Below are 22615 nucleotides of genomic sequence, written 5' to 3'. Positions count from 1 at the left end.
TTGACAAGACCGGCGCCTTGCGCACAGAATCGTCGCCTATCCCTCCCGGGGGTTGTCGGTTAGTTTGCATAACGGAACCATCATGGTCGCTCCCATCCTTCTCGCCAAGAACGCGAATACCGAGCTCTTCCTGCTGCCGGCCATGGCCAACCGGCATGGCTGCATCACCGGGGCGACCGGCACCGGCAAGACGGTCACGCTGCAGGTGATGGCCGAATCCTTCTCCCGGCTGGGCGTGCCGGTCTTCATGGCCGACGTCAAAGGCGACCTGACGGGAATTTCGCAAGCCGGCGCCGCCACGCCCAAGCTGGAGGCGCGGCTCAAGTCGCTGGGCCTGGACCAGCCGGAGTGGGGAGCCTGCCCGGTCACGCTGTGGGACGTATTCGGCGAGCAGGGCCATCCCGTGCGTGCGACCGTGTCGGACATGGGGCCGCTGCTGCTGGGACGCATGCTGAATCTGAACGACACCCAGGCCGGCGTGCTGACCATGGTGTTCCGCATCGCCGACGACAACGGCCTGTTGCTGCTCGATCTGAAAGACCTGCGGGCCATGCTGCAGTACGTCGGCGACAATGCCGCCCAGTTCAAGACCCGCTACGGCAACGTCTCCGCCGCGTCCGTGGGCGCGATCCAGCGCGGATTGCTGGCGCTGGAGGAGCAGGGGGGCGACCGCTTCTTCGGCGAACCCATGCTGAACATCGACGATCTCATGCAGACCGATGCCCGGGGGCACGGCGTGGTCAACATCCTGGCGGCCGACAAGCTGATGCAATCGCCGACGCTGTACGCCACCTTCCTCTTGTGGATGCTGTCCACGCTGTTCGAGCACCTGCCCGAAGCGGGCGATACCGACAAGCCGAAGTTCGTCTTCTTCTTCGACGAAGCCCACCTGCTGTTCAACGACGCGCCCAAGGCGCTGCTCGACAAGATCGAACAGGTGGTCAGGCTGATTCGCTCCAAGGCGGTAGGCGTGTATTTCTGCACCCAGAATCCGCTGGATATCCCGGAGACCGTGCTGGGCCAGCTCGGCAACAGGGTGCAGCACGCGCTGCGGGCCTTCACGCCGCGCGACCAGAAAGCCGTGAAATCGGCGGCCGAGACGATGCGGCCCAATCCCGGCCTGGACCTGGCCGCGGCGATCACCGAGCTCGGCGTGGGCGAGGCGCTGGTATCGCTGCTGGACGAAAAGGGCCGGCCCGGCATGACGGAGCGCGTCTACGTGGTGGCGCCGGGCAGCCGGATCGGCCCGGCCACCGAGCCCGAACGGCAGGCCCTGCGCCAGTCTTCGATCGTGGCGGGAGTCTACGAAAAAGCGGTGGACCGCGAGTCGGCCTATGAAATGCTGACCGCCCGGACGGCGGGTGGAGCGGCCGCCGGGACCGGGGCCGCAACACCGGCCCCCAAGGCAGGCCAGGCCGAGGATGACGGCCTCATAGGCGGCCTGCGCGACGTGCTGTTCGGGTCCACCGGCCCCCGGGGCGGGCGCCGCGAGGGCGTGCTGGAGTCGGCCGCCCGCAGTGCGGTCCGTTCCATGGGTACACAGCTCGCGCGGGACCTGACCCGCGGCCTGCTGGGATCCCTGCTGGGCAAGCGACGCTGACGCGCTTTCTTCCCTCATCGCCTGGGGCGGCGGCATAAAACCCTGCTCCGCCCAGGGCTAATAAGCCCATCTATTACTGCATTGACAACCATTGCCTATGCAGTAATAATGGCGCCATGGCTGATTCTTCTTCCCCCGACGCTCGTCCGAGCCCTTCCGCCGCGATCCGAAGCTACGACCCCAGCGAAAGCGTGGGTTACCTGATCAAGCTGGCCCATGGGTCGCTGCAGCGCGCGGTCGACGCTGAAATGATGGCGCTCGACCTGACCGCCATGCAGTGGGGCCCACTAATGCTGCTGGCGATGGGAAGGGGGGAGACGGCCGCCGAACTGGCGCGCAGCACCTGTACGGACACCGGCGCCATGACGCGCATGCTCGACCGGCTCGAATCCAAGGGCCTGATCCGGCGCGTGCGCAGCGCGGAGGACCGCCGGGTCATCAAGCTGGAGCTGACGGAGGAAGGCGTGCGCGCCACGGAGCAGATTCCACAGCGGCTGCATCATGCGGTCGACCTGCATACGCGTGGTTTTTCCGACGAGGAGCTCCGGCAGTTGAAGTCGCTATTGCGCCGCATGATCGCCAACGGCGCCAGTCTGGGCTGAGTCCATGAGCGGACGGGCCCTTTGTTTCACCCATATGACTGCCTAAGCAGTAACAGGCAAGGCAATTAAATTCAGCAGATCGTAAGCTTCCATGAAAAGATTCTTGCTAGTGGCCCTGGTCGCCGCGCTTGCCGCGTGCGCCAGTGTGGATCAGGACGCCTCCCCCCGGGCGCAACTGGTCGAGGCGTCCACGCTGGGCGCCGCTCAGGCCGACGTCCAATGGCCGGTGCAGCAATGGTGGCGCCGCTATGGCGATGCGCAGTTGAATGGCCTGATCGACGAAGCCATCGTGGGCAGTCCGTCCATCGTCATTGCCCAGGCGCGCCTGGCGCGGGCCGAGGCTGCCGTCGGCACCGCGCGGGCCAACCGCCTGCCCGAGGTCGACGCGACCTTCAACGCGACCCGGCAGCGCTATACCGAGAACGGCGCCATCCCGGCGCCGCTGGCCGGCGGCGTGCGTACCGACGCCAAGCTGGCGCTGAACGTCAGCTACGAGCTCGATTTCTGGAACAAGAACGGTTCCCTGCTGAAAGCCGCGTTGTCGGAAAGCCGTGCGGCGCAGGCCGAGAACCAGGCCGCGGTGGGCATCCTGGCCAGCTCCATCGGTACGGCGTACTTCAACCTCCAGCGCCTTTTCGCCCAGCGCGAGGTGCTGCAGGCCGCCATCGCCCAGCGCGACGGCGTCGCCGCGCTGACCCGGCAGCGCTATTCCTCCGGCCTCGATACCCAGGTGGAGGTCAAGCAGGCCGAGTCGGCGCTGGCCGAGGCGCGCACCCAATTGGCGCAGGTGGACGAGAGCATCGCCCTGCAGCGCAACGAGATCGCCGCGCTGGTGGGGGCGGGCCCGGATCGGGGCGCCGCCATCCAGCCCGTGCCGCTGGTGCCGCCGGGCACGTCGGTGCCGGCCAACGTGCCGCTGTCGCTGCTGGGCCGGCGCGCCGACATCGTCGCCGCCCGCTGGCGCGTGGAGTCCGCACAGCGCAACGTCGATGCCGCCAAGGCCATGTTCTACCCCAACATCAACCTGGCTGGCTTCATCGGCACCTCGGCGCTAGGGCTTTCCAAGCTTTTCGAGTCGGGTAGCCAGATCGTCGGCGTCGGGCCCGCTGTCACTCTACCCATCTTCGAAGGCGGCCGGCTCAATGCCAACCTGAAGGGCAGGGCCGCGGACGCCGACCTCGCCGTGGCCTCTTACAACCAGACCGTGCTGCATGCCGTCAACGAGGTGGCCGATACGCTCGCCTCGATACGCGCGCTCGACCGCGAGAGCAGCGAGCAGCGCAAGGCCAGGGAAGCCATCGACCAGGCCTACGAACTCGCGGTCAAGCGCTATCGCGCCGGCCTGGGCAACTACCTGAGCGTACTGACCGCGCAGAGCGCGGTGTTGACGCAGGCACGGCTCGATACCGACCTGAAGGCCCGCGCGCTGACGCTGGACGTGGCGCTGGCCAAGGCCCTGGGAGGCGGCGCGGAGCTGCCCGCCGGCCCGGGCGAGCCGGTGGCCGCGGCCACCCGGTAGCGCTTGAGAAAACGATACGCGAATCGCTAGATATTTACGCCAAGGTTCTGATATGGAAACCGCACAATCCGCACCCAACAATTCCCGCAAGAAACTGCTGCTGGGCGCAGCCGGCGCCTTCGCCGTCATCGCCGTGGCCTACGGCGCGTGGTGGGCGCTGGTGGCCCGCCACTATGAACATACCGATGACGCTTACGTGCAAGGCAACCTGGTGCAGATCACGCCCCAGATCGCCAGCACGGTGGTCGCCATCCAGGCCGACGATACCGATTACGTCAAGGCCGGCGATCCGCTGGTGCTGCTGGACAAGGCCGACGCGCAGGTCGCGCTGGACCAGGCCCAGGCCGCGCTCGCGCAGACCGTGCGGCAGGTCCGTACGCTCTACGCCAACAATGGCGCCCTGAGCGCCAACATCGCCGTGCGCCAGGCCGAGGTCGAGCGCGCGCGGGCCGACCTGGCCAAGGCCCAGAGCGACGCCAAGCGGCGGCAGGAGCTGGCCGAGTCGGGCGCGGTCAGCGGCGAGGAAATGCTGCATGCGCAGACCGCCGTCAGCAACGCGAAGTCGGCGCTGGCCTCCGCCCAGGCCGCCCTGGTGGCCGCGCGCGAACAGCTCGCCACCAACACCGCGCTCACCGATGGCACCAGCGTGGAGCAGCATCCCAACGTCCTGGGCGCCGCGGCCAAGGTACGCGAGGCCTATATCAATCTGTCCCGCACCTCGCTGCCCGCGCCCGTCACGGGCTATGTGGCCAAGCGCAGCGCCCAGGTCGGCCAGCGCGTCGCGCCCGGCGCCTCGCTGATGACCATCGTGCCGCTGGACCAGGTATGGGTGGATGCGAACTTCAAGGAAGTGCAGCTGGGCCGCATGCGCATCGGCCAGCCGGTGACGCTGGAGGCCGACGTCTATGGCTCCAAGGTCGAATACCACGGCAAGGTGGCCGGCCTGGGCGCGGGCACGGGAAGCGCGTTCGCGCTGCTGCCCGCGCAGAACGCCACGGGCAACTGGATCAAGGTGGTGCAGCGCGTGCCGGTGCGCATCGCGCTCGATCCCAAGGAGATCGAAACCCATCCGCTGCGCGTCGGCCTGTCGATGAACGTGTCGGTGGACGTTTCCTCCACCGACGGTCCTGCGCTGGCCGAGGTCAGCCGTACCGCGCCGGCCTATTCCACCACGGTCATGGACCACGCGCGCGAGGATGCCGATGCGCTCGTCGCCGCCACCATCGCCCAGAACCTCGGTGGCCGCGCGGCCGAAGCCAAGCCCGCCGTGGCCAAGGCGGCGCCGCTGCACATTTCCACGCCCGCGCGCGCCGACAAGGGCGGCTCGGTAACCGTCGCCCGCCACGGCGCCGGCGCGCTGTAAGGCCGTCCCCCCAACGGGTATCTTCATGACGACTTCCGCTTCTTCCCCCGCCGACGCGCCGGCCGAGCGGCCCGCGCCGCCGGCCGCCCAGGCGACGCATCCGCCGCTGCAGGGCGGCCAGCGCCTGCTGGGCACCATCGCGCTCTCGGCGGCCGTGTTCATGAACGTGCTCGACACTTCGATCGCCAACGTGTCGCTGCCGGCGATATCGGGCGACCTGGGCGTCAGCACCAGCCAGGGAACCTGGGTCATTACCTCGTTCGCCGTGGCCAACGCCATCGCGCTGCCGCTGACAGGCTGGCTCACCTTGCGTTTCGGCCAGGTGCGCCTGTTCGTCGCCTCGGTGCTGCTGTTCATCATCGCATCCTGGCTGTGCGGCCTGGCGCCCAATCTCGAATCGCTGATTGCGTTCCGCGTCCTGCAGGGGCTGGTGGCCGGACCCATGATTCCGCTTTCGCAGACCTTGATGCTGGGCAGCTATCCCCGGGAGAAATCGGGTATTGCGCTGGCGCTGTGGTCCATGACCACGCTGGTGGCGCCGGTGGCCGGCCCGCTGTTGGGCGGATGGATTTCGGACAACTATTCCTGGCCCTGGATCTTCTACATCAACATTCCGGTGGGGCTGGCGGCGGCCTGGGTGAGCTGGGCGATCTACCACAAGCGCGAGTCGCCGATCCGCAAGCTGCCGATCGACACAGTGGGGCTGGTACTGCTCGTGGTCTGGATCGCCGCCTTGCAGATCATGCTCGACAAGGGCAAGGAGCTCGATTGGTTCGCCAACGGCACCATCGTCACGCTGGCGGTGATCGCCGTGGTCGGGTTCGTCTTCTTCGTCATCTGGGAGCTGACCGACAAGCATCCGGTGGTGGACCTGCGGCTGTTCGCCGGACGCAATTTCACCGTGGGCGCATTGACGCTGTCGGTGGCCTATGCGGTTTTCTTCGGCAACGTGGTGCTGTTGCCGTTGTGGCTGCAGACGCAGATGGGCTACACCGCCACCGATGCGGGGATGGTGACCGCGCCCATCGGCCTGTTGGCGATCGTGCTGACGCCCATCATCGGCCGCATGCTGGGCCGCACCGATCCGCGCGTCCTCGTCACGGTGGCCTTCGGCGTGTTCGCCGCGGTCAGCTTCATGCGCGCCGGCTTCACGCCGCAGGCCGACATGTTGACGCTGCTCGAGCCCACCTTGCTGCAGGGCGCGGGAATGGCGGCCTTCTTCGTGCCGCTGGTATCGCTGACGCTGGCGGGCCTGCCGCCCGACAAGATCGCCAGCGCCTCGGGCCTGTCGAACTTCCTGCGCATCACCGCGGGCGCGTTCGGCACCTCCATTTCCACGACGATGTGGGAAGACCGGGCCGCCATGCACCACGCCCACCTGGTCGAGCATATTTCTCCAGGCAGTTCGGCGGCTTCGCAGGCGCTGTCCAGCATGCAGGGCGCGGGCATGTCTCCCGAGCAGGCCATGGCCTCGGTCAACAACCTCATCACCGGCCAGGCGTTGACGATGTCGGCGGTCGACATCTTCTACGGTTCGGCCGTCGTGTTCCTGGTGCTGATCGCGATGGTCTGGTTCGCGCGGCCCGGCAAGCGCGGCGCGGGCGCGCCGGTGGACGCCGGCGGCGCGCACTGACGGGGCCGCCTCGAGGCGGCCCCCTTCAGCGCGGCAGCCGGTCGCGTATGTAGGCCGCCACGCGGGCGAGCACCGCGGTCAGGTCGGCCTGCACGCGATCGAATCGGGCGTTGCGTTCGCGGCTGGCTTCGTCCATGTACACCGGGCGCCGGATCTCGATCTGAAGACTATGGCGGCGTTCGGCCGGACGTCCCATGCGCGCGATGAGCTGCACGCCCTTGTAGGGGTCGTTGCGCGCGACCGTATAGCCCTTGTCCCGCAGCTCCGCTTCGATGAGCGCGACGAAATCCGGCTCGCAGGTTGTGCCGTCGCGATCGCCCAGGACGAAGTCGGCCAGCGGGCGATCGCAGCGAATTCCCAGCCGCTCATAGACGTCGTTGGGCATGGAGTGCAGATTCAGGTGCCATAGTGCGCCGAAGCGTGCATAGCGCTCCTCGACTGCGCTGTCGAGTGTGGCGTGATACGGCAAATAGCAGGTATCGATACGCCGCTGTACCTCCCGCACCGTCAGCTTGCGGTCGTAGATCGGCGTGGCCGCGTCCATGCGGCTCCAGACCAGTCCCTTGCCGAGCCGGGTCTTCTCGCTGGGGGCGAGCGGTTCGGGCCATGGGGAGGCCAGCAGCTCCGGATCCAGGTCCGCCAGGGTCCGATTGGGATCGATGTAGACCCGGGGGAAGGTGGCCGCGATCAGGGTGGCGCCATGATCGGGCGCTGCCGACCACAGGGCGTCCACATGCGTGTCTTCGCCCTGGCGCAGGCGCGCCAGGGGCAGGGCGGCCCCGAAGTCGACCGGATAATGCGTGCCGCTGTGCGGCGAATCGCACACCAGCGGCAGGACCGGACCGGATGGATCGCGCCGCACGACCGGCTGCGGGGTGAAGCCGGCCATGCTTATTGCGCCTGGATGTTGGCGGCCTTGGCCACTTTGGCGTAGCGGTCGAGCGCCTGGTCGATCTGCCTGGCGAATTCCTCGGGCGTGGTGGGTACGAGCGTGCCGCCGACGTCCTCGGCCTTTTTCTGGAAGTCCGCGTTCTGCATGGCTTTGCGCACGGCCTGGTTCAGGCGCGTCACGACGTCGGCGGGCGTTCCCGCGGGCGCCACCAGGCCGAACCATCCGCCGGTGCCCATTTCGGGAAAGCCCAGTTCGGCATAGGTCGGCACCTCGGGCAAGAGCGGCGAACGCTGGGCGGCCAGGACGGCCAGCGGCCGCAGTCGCCCGCCCTGGAGGTGAGGCAGGGTGGACGACAGGTTGTCCGTGATCGCGTCGACCTGCCCGGCCAGCGCATCGTTCAGGGCCGGCCCGGCGCCGCGGTAGGGGACGTGCAGCAGCTTGATGCCGGACAGCATCATGAAGTTCTCGATATTGGCGTGGCCGAGCGAGCCGACGCCGGGCGACGCGAAGGAGTACTTCTGCGGATGTGCCTTGGCGAGCGCAATGAACTCTTTCATGTTCCTGGCCGGAACGGACGGATGCACCGCGAAGACGCTGGGAATGGCCAGCACGTTGGCGATAGGGGCGAAGTCCTTGCGGGCGTCGTACTTGAGGTTGGGATAGATGGCAGGGTTCGAGCCATGGGTGCTGACCGTGGCCATGCCTATGGTGTAGCCGTCAGCCGGTGCGCGGGCCACCATCTCCATGCCCAGCGCGCCGCCGGCGCCACCCTTGTTTTCCACCACGACCGGTTGCCTGAGCTCGCGGCCGGTGTACTCGGCGATGAGGCGGGCCACGATGTCGGTGGAGCCGCCAGGGGCGAAGGGAACGATCAGGCGGATCGGACGCGAGGGATAGGCATCCGCGGCGTGGGCGGCACTGCCCAGCAAGGCGGCGCCGATGGCGGTCAGAACGAGGCGCAGGGGTGACATGCTTGGCTCCGTTGGCGAAGGTGGATGTGACGAGTCTGCGCAGTGTCAGAAATTTACGAACCGGCCACAAACGACTATATTTCACCGTCGCATTACTTTTGGTAATGCAGGCCGGTACCGCATGCGCCTTCATTCTCCGTCCATGTCCGAACTGCACGCATTCGTCACGGCGGCGCAGTTGGGAAGCTTCACCAAGGCCGCCCAGGCGCTGTGCGTCACGCAGGGCGCGATCAGCCGCGCCATTGCCCGCCTGGAAACCCATTTCGGCCAACCCTTGATGGCGCGCAGCGCGCACGGCCTGGCGCTTACCGAAGCCGGCCGCCGCCTGGCCGAAGCCGCCGCCGGCCCGCTGCAGGCGATCGAATCGGTCAGCGCGGAACTGCGGGCCGCCACCCGCCGCCACCAGTTGAACCTGGCCGTCATTCCCACGCTGGCGAGCGTCTGGCTGGTGCCGCGCCTGCCGGAGTTCCATCGGCGGCATCCGCATGTCGAGCTGACGTTTTCCGCCTACAGGCGGGACGAGGACTTCTCCGGCGCGACGCCCGATGCCGCCATCCTCAGCGGTACGCCGGAGCAATGGCCGCAATGGCAATGCGATTACGTGATCGGCAAGGAGATCGTGGTGATCTGCCATCCCGACAGGCTGGCCGCGCGCCGCGGCGAGGGGCGCTGGAACGATCCCGCCGAACTGCTCGAGGAACCCTTGCTCTTTCATACCAACGCCCGCGGCAACTGGCCGTACTGGTTCCAGGCCGTGGGGGTCGAGGCCAGTCCGCGCCTGGCCAATGGCTTCGACCAGGTGTCCATCCTGGTGCGGGCGGTCATGGCCGACATGGGATTGGCCGTGCTGCAGCGCTGCCTGGTTCGCGACGAGGTAGAGTCCGGGCGGGTGGCGGCCCCCTTCGACAGGCCGGTTGCATTGCCGCGCGGCTATGTCCTGTGCGCGCCCATGCAGCGGCGCGACCATCCGGCCCTGGTCGCGTTCCGCGACTGGTTGCTCGAGACCGCCGCCAAGGAGCCTGCCTGATGATGTCTTGCCGCCTTGCCGCGTTCAGCCTGGCATCCCTGTTGCTGGTGCAGGGGTGCGCGTCCGTCGGTCCCGCACCGGGCGGGCTGGATATCGATACTTCCATCACCGCGCGCAGCCAGGGAAGCCGGGTCCGCTTCATCGTGCTGCACTACACGGTCTCGGAGTCGCCGCGGGCGCTGGATATCCTCAGCCGCGGCGAGGTCAGCAGCCATTATCTCGTGACCGACGACGAACCGCCGCGCGTCTACCGGCTGGTCGACGAAGACCGCGCCGCCTGGCATGCCGGCCAAAGCGAGTGGCAGGGCTATACCTGGCTCAATCGCAGTTCCATCGGCATCGAGATCGTCAACCGGGGGCCGGTCGGCACGGCACCGGACGGCACGACACGCTGGCAGCCCTATACGCCCTCGCAGATCCGGGTGGTCAAGGCGCTGGTGCGCGATATTGCCGACCGCCATGGCATCGCGCCGGAGAACATCGTCGGCCACAGCGACGTCGCACCGCTGCGCAAGCAGGATCCCGGGCCGCTGTTTCCATGGCGGGAACTGGCGCGGGCGGGGCTGGGGCGCTGGTACGACGAGACCGTGGCGCAGGCGCTGCGCGCGCGCTTCGAATCCCAGGGCTTGCCCGACGCGGCATGGGTCCAGCAGCAGCTCGCCAGGCTGGGATATGCCGTGCCCCGCACCGGCGTGGCGGACCGGGAAACCCAGGCCGTGCTGGCGGCCTTCCAGATGCATTACCGGCCCAGCCGCCATGACGGCGTGTTCGACGCCGAGACGGCCGGCGTACTGGCCGCGCTGGTGGCCGCGACAGGCGGGGGAGGGGAGGCTGCCGCAGCCGGCGCCTGGTAGCGCGGCGTTCCCGGCGTCAGTTCTTGGTGCCGAACAACCGGTCGCCGGCGTCGCCCAATCCCGGGACGATGTAGGCCTGGTCATCCAGGTAGTCGTCCAGCGCGGCCAGGAACATCGGTACGTCGGGATGGTGGTCGCAGTAGACGCGCATGCCCTCGGGCGACGCCACCAGCGCGACGAAGATGATGCTGGAGGCGGGTACGCCCCGTTTCTTCAGCACTTCCACCGCGTGCGCCGCCGAATAGCCGGTGCCTATCATGGGATCGCACAGGATGAAGGTGCGGCCCTCGGTTTCCGGCAGTCGCACCAGGTATTCGACCGGGCGGTGCTGGTCGTCTCGATAGAGGCCGATGTGGCCCACCCGTGCCGACGGCACCAGGTCGAGCAATCCGTCGGCCATGCCGCTGCCGGCGCGCAGCACCGGGACCACCGTGAGTTTCTTGCCGGCGATGACGGGCGCGTCCATGCGCGTCATGGGGGTGTCGATCGGCCGCAGCTCGAGCGGCAGGTTGCGCGTGACCTCATAGCCCATGAGCTGGGAGATTTCCCGCAGCAACTGGCGAAACGTCCGGGTGGACGTGTTCTTGTCGCGCATGTGGGTCAGCTTGTGCTGGATCAGCGGATGGTCGAGGATGAACAGGTTGGGAAAGCGCGGATCGGTCTTCACATGCGTACCTTGCGGATGGGCGGACGGCGCCGCATAGTGCGGTGCGGCCGATATTTTCCGCGATTGTATGCGCGATTAGAATGCGGCATGAACATTGCCCCATGAAGGAGATCCAGATGTCCAAGGCGATTCGCATCGACCAGTACGGCGGTCCCGAAGTGCTCAAATTGGTGGATGTCGACGTGCCCAAGCCCGGTCCCGGGGAAGTGCGGATCCGGCAGCATGCGGTGGGCCTGAACTTCATCGACATCTACTACCGGACCGGGCTGTATCCGACGCGCCTGCCCGCGGTGCTGGGGTTCGAGGCGGCGGGCGTGGTCGATGCGGTCGGCCCCAAGGTCAGGCACCTCAAGGTAGGCGACCGGGTCGCCTACGGCCAGAGTCCGCTGGGCGCCTATGCCGAGCTGCGCAACATGCCCGCTTTCCAGGTGGTCAGGATTCCCGACGGCGTCAGCTTCGAGGATGCCGCCGCCATCATGCTCAAGGGGTTGACCGTGCAATACCTGTTCCGCCAGACCTATCGTCTGCAGGGGCACGAGACCATACTCTTCCATGCGGCGGCCGGCGGGGTGGGGCTGATCGCGTGCCAGTGGGCCAAGGCTTTGGGCGTAAAATTGATCGGTACGGCTTCCTCCCCCGAAAAGGCCGCTCTGGCCAAGGCCAACGGCGCGTGGGAAGTCATCGATTACTCGAAGGAGAACGTGGCCGAGCGCGTGCTGGAGCTGACCAAGGGCAAGAAGGTGCCGGTGGTCTACGACGGCGTGGGCAAGGATACCTGGGAAACCTCGCTGGACTGCCTGCAGCAGCGGGGCCTGATGGTGAGTTTCGGCAATGCCTCGGGACCGGTTACCGGCGTCAATCTCGGCATCCTGGCGCAAAAGGGATCGCTGTTCGTGACGCGGCCCACGGTGGCGCACCACGTCGATACGCTCGAGAAAATGCAGGAAGCCGCATCCGAACTGTTCGAACTGGTCGTGGCCGGCAAGATCAAGCCGCGCATCGACCAGCGTTTTACGCTCGAGGAGGTCGGCCGGGCGCATGAGTCGCTGGCCGCGCGCAAGACGACGGGGTCGACGGTGTTGACGCTAGGCGGGTAGATGCCCCTACGCGTTTACGCGCGCCCTCCAGGGGGCTCTACTTCCGGACCGGCGGAGCCGGATCCGCTGTGCCCTGAGGGCATTGCCTGGGGGCGGGCTATCCGGCTACGGGCTGATTGCTGCTGGGTTTACGGGAAATTGGGATGAAATGGATCATCGTTGCGCTGTATCTGGGCGCCATCGGTTATGTGCACTTCCGGGGGAAGGTCCGGCTGCGTTTTTTCAGGCAGCTGTTCGACCATTCTTCCATCGTGGCGCCCGTCAACGCGTTCATGTATCTGTTTTCCAAGGTGCCGGCGGTGCCGTACATCCCGGTGCAGCAACTGCCGGGCCTGCAGGCCCTGGACGACAACTGGGAAGTCATCCGCGACGAGGCCGTGAGGCTGCGCGATGCCCAGCGCATCCGTGCGGCGGAGAAGAATAACGACGCGGGCTTCAATTCGTTCTTCAAGTCGGGATGGAAGCGTTTTTACCTGAAATGGTATGAAGCCCAGCATCCTTCCGCGCATGAATACTGCCCGCGCACGGTCGAGATCCTGCGCGGCATCCCGGAAGTCAAGGCGGCCATGTTCGCCGAGCTGCCCCCCGGCGCCAAGCTCAATCCCCACCGCGATCCGTTCGCGGGTTCGCTGCGCTATCACCTGGGGCTGGAGACTCCCAACGACGACCGCTGCTTCATCGAAGTGGACGGGCAGCGCTACAGCTGGCGCGACGGACAGAGCGTGGTATTCGACGAGACGTTCATCCACTGGGCCGAGAACGGCACCGATCGGGACCGCATCATCCTGTTCTGCGACGTCGAACGGCCGCTGCGCTATGGCTGGGCGCAGGCCTTCAACAAGTGGATGGGCCGCAAGGTCATGACCGCGGCCAGTTCGCCCAACGAAGAGGGCGACAAGACCGGGCTGATCAACAAGCTGTTCTACATCGTCTGGGTGGGCGGCCAGTACCGGCGCAAGCTCAAGAACTGGAACCGCACGGTCTATCGCCTGACGAAGGCCGCGCTCGTGGTCGGCGTCGTCGCGCTGATCATCTACATCTGAGCCTTGCGCCGCGCGCGACCCGCATCGAGCAACATCACAGCCCTCGCGAGCGGGCGAACAGCCCCAGGCTCAGCCCGATGACGGCGCAGGCCGCCATCAGGGGCAGGGCGTGCGACCATTCCGGTACCGAGCCCGATACGGTAACCGCCCACGTCACCAGCGGCGCGGCGGCGAACTGGCCGAGGTTGGATCCTTGCAGGAAAAGCCCTTGCAGGCTGGCGATCTGGTCGGGCGTCTTGGCCAGGCGCACCGCGGCCGACAGCGTCGCGGCAGGCAGGATGCCGCCGATGAGGTTGAGGCTGATGCAAGCCGCGAAGCGGGCGACGTCCGGCAGCCATTCCGAAAAGATCGCGCATGCGGACACGCCCACGACGACGTGAGCCGCCATGACCAGCACGCTGCCCCGTATGCCGCGCTGGAGCAGCGACGCTCCCAGCACCGATCCGCCCGCGTTGAAGAAGATGACGATCGCCGTCAGGATCGATGCGGTCCGCAGTGTCAGGCCGCGCTCCTGGATGGCCCAGGTGGGCAGGAACGTCATGACGGTGAAGAACTGGATCGCGTAGAAGGTGAACGATAGCGCGAGCACCCAGGGCACGATCTGGCGCAGTCCGCCGGTCAGCTTGCGCCAATCGAGCGCGCGCGCCGCCGGGGCCGGCGTCGCATAGCGCGACCGCCACAGCATCATCCAGAGGGCGCACGCCGCCGTCAGCGCGGCGATCAACGTCCACAGGAGGCGCCAATGGCCGCCTTCCAGCAGCAGCGGCGCGGTCAGCAGCGCCAGGCTGATGCCCAGCGGCATGTACGCGGACCACAGGGCCAGCACCAGGCGGGTCTGGTGCGGCGCGCTGCGTCCCGCCAGCAAGGCCGGTACCGAGACGACAATGGCGATCTGCCCCGTTCCCTCGAGGATGCGGCTCGCCAGCAGCATGGCATAGCTGTCGGAGACGGCACCGAGCAGGCCGCCGCCGACCAGCGCGCCCAGGCCCGCCACCGTGAAGCGCCATGCGCCCACGCGCCCCGACGCCAGACCCATGGCGGCGGCGCACAGGGTCGCGATGGTGCTGAAAAGCGAAACCACCCATCCGACCTCCCGCAGGCTTAATCCCAGATCCTGCTGCAGCAGGGGCAGGGCCGGCGGCATCTTGCCCACGCATAGCGCCACCAATATGCCGCATGCCACGCCAAGGGCGACGCCGGGCCAGTCGGTAGTGCTCCGCTGAGAGGGCGGTTTCGAATCGGATGTCATGGACGGCGGTTCCTCGGGGCGCGCGATCCGCGTGCCCTATGCTGTGGCGGCGTGGGGAAAATCGGTGGCGTCGAGACCTGGATCAACTCTTGCCGAACATGATCTTCATGGCGGGCAGGAGCTGGGCCGCGGTCTCGGGGCGCTCGAGCGCGTATTCCAGGTTCATCTGGGCGACGTCCACGTGTTCCTCCGCCAGGGCTTGCGCGCGTGCGCCTTCGCCTTTTTCCATGGCCTGGACCAGGCGATGGTGTTGCAGGTGGGCATAGACCATCCATTTCTGCCGCTCGTCGCCGGTGTTCTGCATGGGCAGCATGGTGCTGGGCGACGCGAAGGGCAGCCGGTTGTTCATCTCGATGGCCCGCGCCAACGCGAAATTGCCGGCGGCGTCGACGATCAGCTTGTGGAAGCGGTCGTTCATTTCTCCGTACAAGGCATAGTCGTCGTAGGTCATCTCGGCCTTGTTCACGGCGCGATCGCCATCGCGCAGGCAGGCACGCAGATCCAGCGACAGCTGGCGCGAAACGCCATGCTCGGCCACCAGGCGCGCCGCCATGCCCTCCAGGTGGCCCCGTACCGCGATTGCGTCGTTGATCTCGCGCGGCGTGAAGCGCCGCATCATGTAGCCATTGGTGGGCGAGGGCTCGATCAATCCTTCCTGCTCGAGCGCGGCCAGGGCGAGCCGGATCGGCGTGCGCGATACGCCCAGCTTTTCGGCGAGCGGGATCTCCGCCAGCCGCTCACCGGGCGCGAATTCCCCCTTTAGGATCAGGTCACGCAATTGCACCAGCACGCGCGTCTGTTGCGATTCCAATGTTGTTCTCCTCGGCGATGTCCCGCGGCACCTGCCGTAGCCGGGTGCTGCCCCATCGCAGTGCTATTGTATCCATGTGCATGAATGGATCCAGTTTTCTATTTCTGGTGTGCAAAAGCGCCACGTGGCTTGTGTTCGTCATAATGCTAGGGAAATCGATATGTCGATATAACTCATTGAAAATAAAGGGGGTTATTGGAGATTTGCAAATCTGGAGATCTGCTTGGATCTGTTTTTGATAGGGCATGGTTTACATGATTGGATCCATAGACTAGCATTCTGCATACACCGTTGCGCCGCGGGCTGTGCGGTCGTTATCTTTTTCGGCGTAGCCCGTGCCGCATTCCATCCAAGGAGTCCACGATGTCCCCCGAACAGAATGAACGCATCACTCGCGTCGGGCCGGGTACGCCGGCCGGCACGCTGCTGCGCCAGTATTGGCAGCCTGTCGCTCTTGTCGATGAGCTCGAGGGCGAGCGTCCCATCCGAGCCGTAAAGCTGATGGGCCAGGATTTCGTACTGTTCCGGGACGAGCAGGGCCGCTACGGCATGCTCGATCGCGACTGTCCGCACCGCGGTGCGGACCTCGCCTTCGGCCGGCTCGAGGACGGCGGGCTGCGCTGCCTGTTCCACGGCTGGTTGTTCGACGTGAACGGCGCCTGTCTGGAAACCCCGGCCGAGCCTGAAGGCAGCAAGCTGCCCCAGCGGATCAAGCAGAAGTCCTATCCCGTCGTGGAGAAAGGCGGCATCCTGTTCGCCTACATCGGCGAAGGCCAGCCGCCGGCGTTTCCGCATTTCGATTGTTTCGTCGCGCCCGACGAATATACGTTCGCGTTCAAGGGCTATCTCGACTGCAATTGGCTGCAGGCGCTGGAGGTCGGCATCGATCCGGCCCACGCTTCGTATCTGCACCGGTTCTTCGAGGACGGCGACACCGAGGCCAGCTACGGCAAGCAATTCCGCGGCGCTTCCGCCGACTCCAACCTGCCCATCACCAAGGTGCTGCGCGAGTACGATCGCCCGGAAATCAAGGTCGACGCGGCCGACTACGGCCTGCGCCTGACCGCGCTGCGCAAGCTCGACGGCGAGCAGACCCACGTGCGCGTGACCAACCTGGTGTTTCCGCAGGCCTTCATCATTCCGATGAGTTCGGAAATGACCATCGCGCAATGGCATGTTCCGGTGGACGATACGAGCTGCTATTGGTATGCCATCTTCACCAGTTTCGGGCAGCCGGTCGACAAGAAGCAGATGCGCGATCAGCGCCTGGCCCTGTACGAACTGCCCGATTACATGCCGCGCGTCGGCCGCTTCAACAACTATGGCTACAACGCCAGGGAGCAGGCCACGCAAACCTACACCGGCATGGGGCACGACATCAACGTGCACGATCAATGGGCCGTCGAATCGCAAGGCAAGATCCAGGACCGCACGCGCGAGCACCTGGGGTCCACCGACAAGGGCATCGTCGCCTACCGCCGCCTGCTGCTCGAGGCCATCGACCAGGCCGCCAAGGGCGAGAAGGCCTTGATGATGATCGACGATGCACAAGCCTGCGCGCTTACCGGCCCGCCTTCCATCGACGGCATCGGGCCGGGCGATACCTGGAGCGACTACTGGAGGATCGCGGATGAAAAGCGCCGCAAGAGCTCCAAGTGGGCGGCGTAAGCCCTCCCTGGCGCGCCTGCATGCCATTCGTGGCTGACGCAGTCGCGCAATAAAACGAACAGCGGGCAAGAACGCCGTTCTTCCCGCCGGCCTGGTACTACCCCCCCTGGGGCACAGCGGATCCGGCGCCGCCGGTCCGCCAGTGCCGCCCCCGCGAGGTGGACGCGCGAAGCGTGGAAGGGGTGACCTCCTCATTGGAGTTCTTTCATGTCTTTCGTGGATCGGTTCGGTTTGTGGTCCGAAGCTCAGCAGCATGCCGCACGCGATGTCGTCGCAGCCCTCGAGCGCGGCACGCTCGATGTGGTCAGGTTTTCGTTTCCCGACCAGCACGGCATATTGCGCGGCAAGACGCTGGTGGCGGAAGAGGCCGTGCGCGCGCTCAAGAGCGGCGTCACCATTACCACCACCATGTTCGCCAAGGACACGTCGCACCGCACGGTCTTTCCGGTGTTCACGTCGGGCGGCGGTTTCAGCCGCCCCGAGATGCAGGGCGCCGCGGACGTGCTGATGGTGGCCGATCCGCTCACCTTCAAGGTGCTGCCCTGGGCGCCGAATACCGGATGGCTGCTGTGCGACACCTATTTCCAGAGCGGGGTTCCCGTGCCGTTCGACACGCGCCAGTTGTTCCGCAAGACGCTGGGCAAGCTCAATGGCGCGGGGTTCGACCTCATCACCGGCCTGGAGGTCGAATGCCACGTGTTCAAGGTGGCGCAGCATCACATGCGTCCGGAAGACGCGGGTCAGCCCGGCCAGCCCGGGGTACCGCCCGATGTCGAGCTGATGTCGCACGGCTACCAATACCTGACCGAGTTGCGCTACGACTCGGTGGACGCGGTCATGGAGCTGGTACGTACGACGGCCCAGCAATTGTCGCTGCCGCTGCGCTCGCTCGAAGTGGAATTCGGTCCCAGCCAGTTCGAATTCACGTTCGCGCCCGGCAACGCGCTGAAGACGGCGGACGACATGATCCTGTTCCGCAGCGCGGTCAAGCAGGTGTGCCGCCGCAACGGCTTCCATGCCACGTTCATGTGCCGCCCGCGCATTCCCAATGTGGTGTCGAGTGGCTGGCACTTGCATCAATCGCTGCGCCGGCTTGCCGATGGCAGTAATGCCTTCGTTCCCGCCGAGGCGGGCATGGATCTGTCGGAAACCGGCCGCCACTACCTGGGCGGCCTGCTGGCGCATGCCTGCGGCGCCACGGCGCTCTCCACTCCTACGCTGAACGGCTACAAGCGTTATCGACCCTATTCCCTCGCGCCCGACCGCGCCATCTGGGGGCGCGACAACCGGGGCGTCATGCTGCGGGTGCTGGGCGGCGCGGGCGACAATGCCACCCGCATCGAGAACCGCGTGGGCGAGCCGGCGGCCAATCCCTATCTGTACTTCGCCTCACAGGTGCTATCGGGAATGGATGGCATGGACAGGCGCCTCGATCCCGGCCCGTCGGCCGACGTGCCCTACGAAACCGAGGCGGCCAGCCTGCCGCACACGCTTACCGAGGCCCTGCGGTGCCTGCGCGACGACGCCTGCCTGCGCGAGGGACTGGGCGCGGGATTCGTCGATTATTTCTGCCACATCAAGGAGGCAGAGATCGCCCGCTTCAATCTCGAAGTGAGCGAATGGGAGCAGCGCGAGTATTTCGACATGTTCTGATGCCGGCCGCCAGGCACGGCATCTTGCCGCGGCCCCGATGCCGGGGTCGCGGCCGAACGCGGCATGAACGGTCCTAGGCCTGGCTTCCCGCATCCTGGTGATAGCGCGTCACCAGGTCGACCTCGTTCTTCGAGCCCAGTATCACGCTTACCCGCTCATGCAGCGCCGCCGGCTCGATATCGAGGATGCGCTGCAAGCCGTTGGTCGACGCGCCGCCGGCCTGCTCCACGATCATGCTCATCGGGTTGGCCTCGTACATCAGCCGCAGCTTGCCCGGTTTGGTCGGTTCGCGCGCATCCCAGGGATACATGAAGATGCCGCCCCGGTTCAGGATGCGGTGCACGTCCGCCACCATGGAGGCGACCCAGCGCATGTTGAAATCCTTGCCGCGCGGCCCGGCCTTGCCAGCCAGGCACTCCTCGACGTAGCGTCGCACCGGCGGCGCCCAGTGGCGCATGTTCGACATGTTGATGGCGAATTCCTTGGTGTCGGCGGGAATGCGGATGTTCTCCTGCGTCAGCACCCACGAGCCCACTTCGCGGTCCAGCGTGAAGCCGAAGACGCCGGTGCCCACGGTCAGGACCAGCATGGTCTGGGGGCCGTACACCGCATAGCCGGCCACCACCTGCCGGACGCCCGGCTGCAGGAAGTCCTGCTCGGTGATCTGGCGGCCCTTGGCCGAGTCCGGGGCGCGCAGCACCGAGAAAATCGTGCCGATGGACACGTTCACGTCGATGTTGCTGGAGCCGTCCAGCGGATCGAACAGCAGCAGGTATTCGCCCTTGGGATAGTGGGTGGGAATGAGGTGGACGGTTTCCATCTCTTCCGAAGCCATCGCCGCCAGCTGGCCGCCCCACTCGTTGGCTTCGAGCAGGATCTCGTTGGAGAGAACATCCAGCTTCTTCTGTACCTCGCCCTGTACGTTCTCGGTCTCGAGGCTGCCCAGCACGCCGCCCAACGCACCCTTGCCGACGGCATGGCCGATGGCCTTGCAGGCGCGGGCGACGATTTCGACGAGCAGGCGGACTTCGGCGGGCAGGGCGGCCGGGCCGCGCTGCTGCTCGATCAGGAATTGCGTAAGCGTCTTGCGCTTCATGCGGCGATCTCCAAGGCTTTAGAAACGATTTCGGTAACGTTGCGCGACAGGGCCGGATGGTTGCGTACCTGTTGCAAGGCTTGTCGCATGGGCTCGCTCAGCTCGGGTACGTAGCGGACCCAGCGGTCCAGGGCTCGGGCGAGACGGGCGGCGATTTCGGGATTGAGGGCGTCCAGCGCGAGGACCTGCTTGGCCCAGTAGCGGTAGCCGCTGCCGTCGGCGCGATGGAAACCGTATGGATTATTGAGGCAGAACTGGAAGACCAGCGAGCGCGCCCGGTTGGGGTTGCGCAACGAGAAGGCGGGATGGACCATCAACCCCTCCACCGTTTCGACAGTGGTGCCGCGGGCCGTCGCCTGCAAGGCGAACCACTTGTCCACCACCAGCGGGTCGTCCTGCCAGCGCTCGTAGAAATCGGTCAGCGCATCGGCTGCCGCCGACGGGGCGCCAAAATTGACCAGCGCCGACAGGGCGGCCATCCGGTCGGTCATGTTCCGGGCCGAGGCGTACTGGCGCGAGGCCTGTTCCGCCGCGCCGGACACGTTTCCTGCCATCATGAAGGTCAGCGCGAGGTTCTTCAGCGCGCGCTTGCCGGCGCTGATCGGGTCCGGCGAGTAGGCGCCCGGCGTCTGGTTGGCTTCGACCGCGGCCTGCCATTGCGTCGCCAGCGCGCGGCCGAGCGCTCCCAGGACTTCGTCGCGCACCGCCGAGAGGGCGACGGGGTCGACCTTGGCCATATGTTCGGCCAGCGTTTTTTCCGAAGGCAGGGTCAAGGCGCGGGCGCGGTAGGCGGCATCGAGCCCGGGGGCGGCGAGGACGGCGCGCCAGGCCTCGATGAAGTCGTGCCCCAGCACGAAAGGCTTGCCTTCCTGCCGCTCGCGCGTCGCTGCCAGGATGACGCGGGTGGCCAGTTGCTGGCCCGCCTCCCAGCGGGCGAAGGCGTTGCCGTCGTGTTTCATCAGCAGCGCCAGTTCGCGATCGGCGTAGTCGTATTCGACGATGACCGGCGCGGAGAAATCGCGCAGCAGCGAAGGCACCGGCTTGGCGTCGATGTTTTCGAAGGTCCACTGGGCGCGTTCGGTGGTCAGTTCGAGCAGCGCGGTGTCGCGCACCGTGGCGTCGCCGGGCTGCCTGAGCGGCAGGGCCCGGCCTTCGGCGTCGAGCAGGCCAATGGCGAATGGGATATGGAAGGGCAGCTTGGCCGGGGCGCCGGGCAGGCGTTCCACGCCCACCGGTTCGCAGCGCTGCGCCAGCGTGACGGTGCATTGCCGCTTGACGGGATCGTGTTCGAGGGTGACCTTGACCCGCGGCGTGCCGGCCTGGCTGTACCAGCGCTTGAAAACGGACAGGTCGCGGCCAGGATGGTCCTGCACATAGACCGACTCCATCGCGTCCACGAAATCGTCGCAGGTGACCGCCTGGCCGTCGTGCCGGCGGAAGTATTCGTCCAATCCGCGCTTGAAGCCGGCCGGCGTCAGCAGGGTCTGCTGCATCCGTATGACTTCCGCGCCTTTCTCGTAGACGGTGGCGGTGTAGAAGTTGCCGATTTCCTGGTAGCTTTCCGGGCGGATGGGATGGGCCATGGGGCCCGCGTCCTCGGGGAACTGGGCGGCGCGCAAGGTCACGACGTCGTCGATGCGCTTGACGGTGCGGGCGCTCGCGGCGGCCTCGGCATCGAGCCCCTCGGCCATCATGTCGGCCGTGAATTCCTGGTCGCGGAAGACCGTCAGCCCTTCTTTCAGGCTCAGCTGGAACCAGTCGCGGCAGGTGACCCGGTTGCCTGTCCAGTTGTGGAAGTACTCGTGGCCGATGACGGCTTCGATCGCGCTGTAGTTGGCATCGGTGGCGCTTTCGGGGTCGGCCAGCACATAGGCGGCATTGAAGATGTTCAGGCCCTTGTTCTCCATTGCGCCCATGTTGAAGTCGCGCGCGGCCACGATCATGAATCGGTCCAGGTCGAGCTCCAGCGAGAAGCGCTGCTCGTCCCAGCGCACCGCGCGTTCCAGCGATTCGAGCGCATACTGGGTCTTGCCTTCGCTGCCGGGATCGCTGTAGACCTGGAGCAGCACCTCGCGGCCGGACCGGGTCCGCATGCGCGACTCGCGCCAGGTCAGGGCGCCGCCCACCAGCGCGAACAGGTAGCAGGGCTTGGGGAAGGGATCTTCCCAGCGAGCCTCGTGCCGGCCGTCGGGCAGGTCGGACTGGGCGACGAGGTTGCCATTGGAAAGCAGTTGTGGAAAGCGCTTCTTGTCAGCGCGCAGCACGACCGAATAGCGCGACATGACGTCCGGCCGGTCGGGGAACCAGGTGATGCGCCGGAATCCTTCCGCTTCGCACTGGGTGAAGAACACGCCATTGGAGACGTACAGGCCCATCAGCGCGGAATTGGCCTGGGGACGGCAGCGCGAGGCGATCTCGACCACGGCCTCGGCGCCCAGGCCGTCCAGCGTGAGCGTATGCTCGTCGAGCTGGTAGCGGCCGGCGTCCCAGGGCCGGCCGTCCACTTTCACCGACACCAGTTCGAGGTCTTCGCCGTTCAGTACGAGCGGGCCGTCGCCCTTGCGCCGGACCTCCAGGCGCGAGCGCACCAGCGTATCGTCGGGATCCAGGTCGAACTCCAGCTTCACCGATGCGATGTCGTACGGAAACGGAAGGTAATTCTGGCGTCTGATCGTGACGGGAGTATCGGTTCGCATGATAGGCAGATACGAGTAGCGGCGGCTGGGATTGTAGCGGGGAGGGAGGCGGCGCGCCGGTGCAGAACCGATGCGCGCCATTCCGGTCCAAGACCCATAACGGTTAAATTACGATTCTTGCTGCGGATGCGAAAGCGCCATGTGGATATCCAAATGTAATTTTCTCTTCGGCCG

Annotated in this window: 18 protein-coding genes; 11 read left to right on the top strand and 7 right to left on the bottom strand. The window is 66.5% G+C overall.

Annotated features, from left to right (window positions below; genetic code table 11):
* Positions 1-82 precede the first annotated feature (82 nt).
* From CDO44_RS02570 to CDO44_RS02550, 5 genes are all read left to right on the top strand, one after another.
* Positions 83-1600, top strand: a complete 1518-nt coding sequence (locus CDO44_RS02570; RefSeq protein ID WP_087778623.1) for a helicase HerA-like C-terminal domain-containing protein — start codon at positions 83-85, stop codon at positions 1598-1600.
* A gap of 116 nt (positions 1601-1716) precedes the next feature.
* A complete protein-coding gene (locus CDO44_RS02565) occupies positions 1717-2202 on the top strand; it encodes a MarR family winged helix-turn-helix transcriptional regulator (protein WP_087778622.1) in 486 nt (161 codons plus the stop codon).
* 91 nt (positions 2203-2293) lie between these two features.
* Positions 2294-3721 (top strand): efflux transporter outer membrane subunit, encoded by a 1428-nt coding sequence (locus CDO44_RS02560; RefSeq protein ID WP_087778621.1) that lies wholly within the window; start codon positions 2294-2296, stop codon positions 3719-3721.
* Positions 3722-3773: 52 nt separating this feature from the next.
* Positions 3774-5084, top strand: a complete 1311-nt coding sequence (locus CDO44_RS02555; protein ID WP_087778620.1) for an efflux RND transporter periplasmic adaptor subunit — start codon at positions 3774-3776, stop codon at positions 5082-5084.
* Positions 5085-5109: 25 nt separating this feature from the next.
* Positions 5110-6717, top strand: coding sequence for a DHA2 family efflux MFS transporter permease subunit (locus CDO44_RS02550; protein WP_087778619.1), 1608 nt, complete (start codon positions 5110-5112; stop codon positions 6715-6717).
* Positions 6718-6742: 25 nt separating this feature from the next.
* Here CDO44_RS02550 and CDO44_RS02545 read toward each other — a convergent pair whose 3' ends face one another.
* Positions 6743-7606: an N-formylglutamate amidohydrolase gene (locus CDO44_RS02545; protein WP_087778618.1), complete on the bottom strand. Its 864-nt coding sequence runs from the start codon at positions 7604-7606 to the stop codon at positions 6743-6745.
* Positions 7607-7608: 2 nt separating this feature from the next.
* Positions 7609-8580, bottom strand: a complete 972-nt coding sequence (locus CDO44_RS02540; RefSeq protein WP_087778617.1) for a tripartite tricarboxylate transporter substrate binding protein — start codon at positions 8578-8580, stop codon at positions 7609-7611.
* Between the two features lie 121 nt (positions 8581-8701).
* Here CDO44_RS02540 and CDO44_RS02535 point away from each other — a divergent pair, with 121 nt between their 5' ends.
* Together CDO44_RS02535 and CDO44_RS02530 are read left to right on the top strand one after the other, a co-directional pair.
* Entirely contained in the window at positions 8702-9607 is a 906-nt protein-coding gene (locus tag CDO44_RS02535) for a LysR substrate-binding domain-containing protein (RefSeq protein ID WP_087778616.1), read from the top strand.
* Between the two features lie 2 nt (positions 9608-9609).
* The gene (locus tag CDO44_RS02530; protein ID WP_087778768.1) at positions 9610-10461 is read left to right on the top strand and encodes an N-acetylmuramoyl-L-alanine amidase; all 852 of its coding nucleotides are present in this window, start codon (positions 9610-9612) and stop codon (positions 10459-10461) included.
* Positions 10462-10477: 16 nt separating this feature from the next.
* Here the strand turns inward: CDO44_RS02530 and upp are convergent, their stop codons facing one another.
* Entirely contained in the window at positions 10478-11128 is a 651-nt protein-coding gene (gene upp, locus CDO44_RS02525) for a uracil phosphoribosyltransferase (RefSeq protein ID WP_087778615.1), read from the bottom strand.
* Positions 11129-11244: 116 nt separating this feature from the next.
* Between upp and CDO44_RS02520 the strand changes: the two genes are divergently transcribed.
* Both CDO44_RS02520 and lpxO read left to right on the top strand, forming a co-directional pair.
* Complete coding sequence (locus CDO44_RS02520; protein ID WP_087778766.1) at positions 11245-12225, top strand: quinone oxidoreductase; 981 nt, start codon at positions 11245-11247, stop codon at positions 12223-12225.
* A 143-nt stretch (positions 12226-12368) separates the two neighbouring features.
* Entirely contained in the window at positions 12369-13268 is a 900-nt protein-coding gene (gene lpxO / locus CDO44_RS02515) for a lipid A hydroxylase LpxO (protein WP_087778614.1), read from the top strand.
* Between the two features lie 34 nt (positions 13269-13302).
* Here the strand turns inward: lpxO and CDO44_RS02510 are convergent, their stop codons facing one another.
* Complete coding sequence (locus tag CDO44_RS02510) at positions 13303-14517, bottom strand: CynX/NimT family MFS transporter (RefSeq protein ID WP_087778613.1); 1215 nt, start codon at positions 14515-14517, stop codon at positions 13303-13305.
* An 82-nt stretch (positions 14518-14599) separates the two neighbouring features.
* Complete coding sequence (locus CDO44_RS02505; RefSeq protein ID WP_087778612.1) at positions 14600-15328, bottom strand: GntR family transcriptional regulator; 729 nt, start codon at positions 15326-15328, stop codon at positions 14600-14602.
* Positions 15329-15691: 363 nt separating this feature from the next.
* Between CDO44_RS02505 and CDO44_RS02500 the strand changes: the two genes are divergently transcribed.
* Positions 15692-16996 carry an aromatic ring-hydroxylating dioxygenase subunit alpha gene (locus CDO44_RS02500; protein ID WP_087778611.1) on the top strand — a complete coding sequence of 435 codons (1305 nt, stop codon included), beginning with the start codon at positions 15692-15694 and terminating at the stop codon, positions 16994-16996.
* A 207-nt stretch (positions 16997-17203) separates the two neighbouring features.
* Positions 17204-18649 (top strand): glutamine synthetase family protein, encoded by a 1446-nt coding sequence (locus CDO44_RS02495; protein ID WP_087778610.1) that lies wholly within the window; start codon positions 17204-17206, stop codon positions 18647-18649.
* A 73-nt stretch (positions 18650-18722) separates the two neighbouring features.
* Here the strand turns inward: CDO44_RS02495 and CDO44_RS02490 are convergent, their stop codons facing one another.
* Both CDO44_RS02490 and pepN read right to left on the bottom strand, forming a co-directional pair.
* The gene (locus tag CDO44_RS02490) at positions 18723-19745 is read right to left on the bottom strand and encodes a class 1 fructose-bisphosphatase (RefSeq protein ID WP_087778609.1); all 1023 of its coding nucleotides are present in this window, start codon (positions 19743-19745) and stop codon (positions 18723-18725) included.
* Positions 19742-22441 carry an aminopeptidase N gene (gene pepN, locus CDO44_RS02485; RefSeq protein ID WP_087778764.1) on the bottom strand — a complete coding sequence of 900 codons (2700 nt, stop codon included), beginning with the start codon at positions 22439-22441 and terminating at the stop codon, positions 19742-19744. The genes CDO44_RS02490 and pepN overlap by 4 nt, the downstream gene beginning before the upstream one ends.
* Positions 22442-22615 lie beyond the last annotated feature (174 nt).

Origin of the sequence: Pigmentiphaga sp. NML080357 (assembly GCF_002188465.1) — a bacterium.
Classification (GTDB): Bacteria; Pseudomonadota; Gammaproteobacteria; order Burkholderiales; family Burkholderiaceae_B; genus Pigmentiphaga.
Note: the sequence above shows the minus strand (reverse complement) of the source record. Positions and strands in the feature narration are given on the sequence as shown.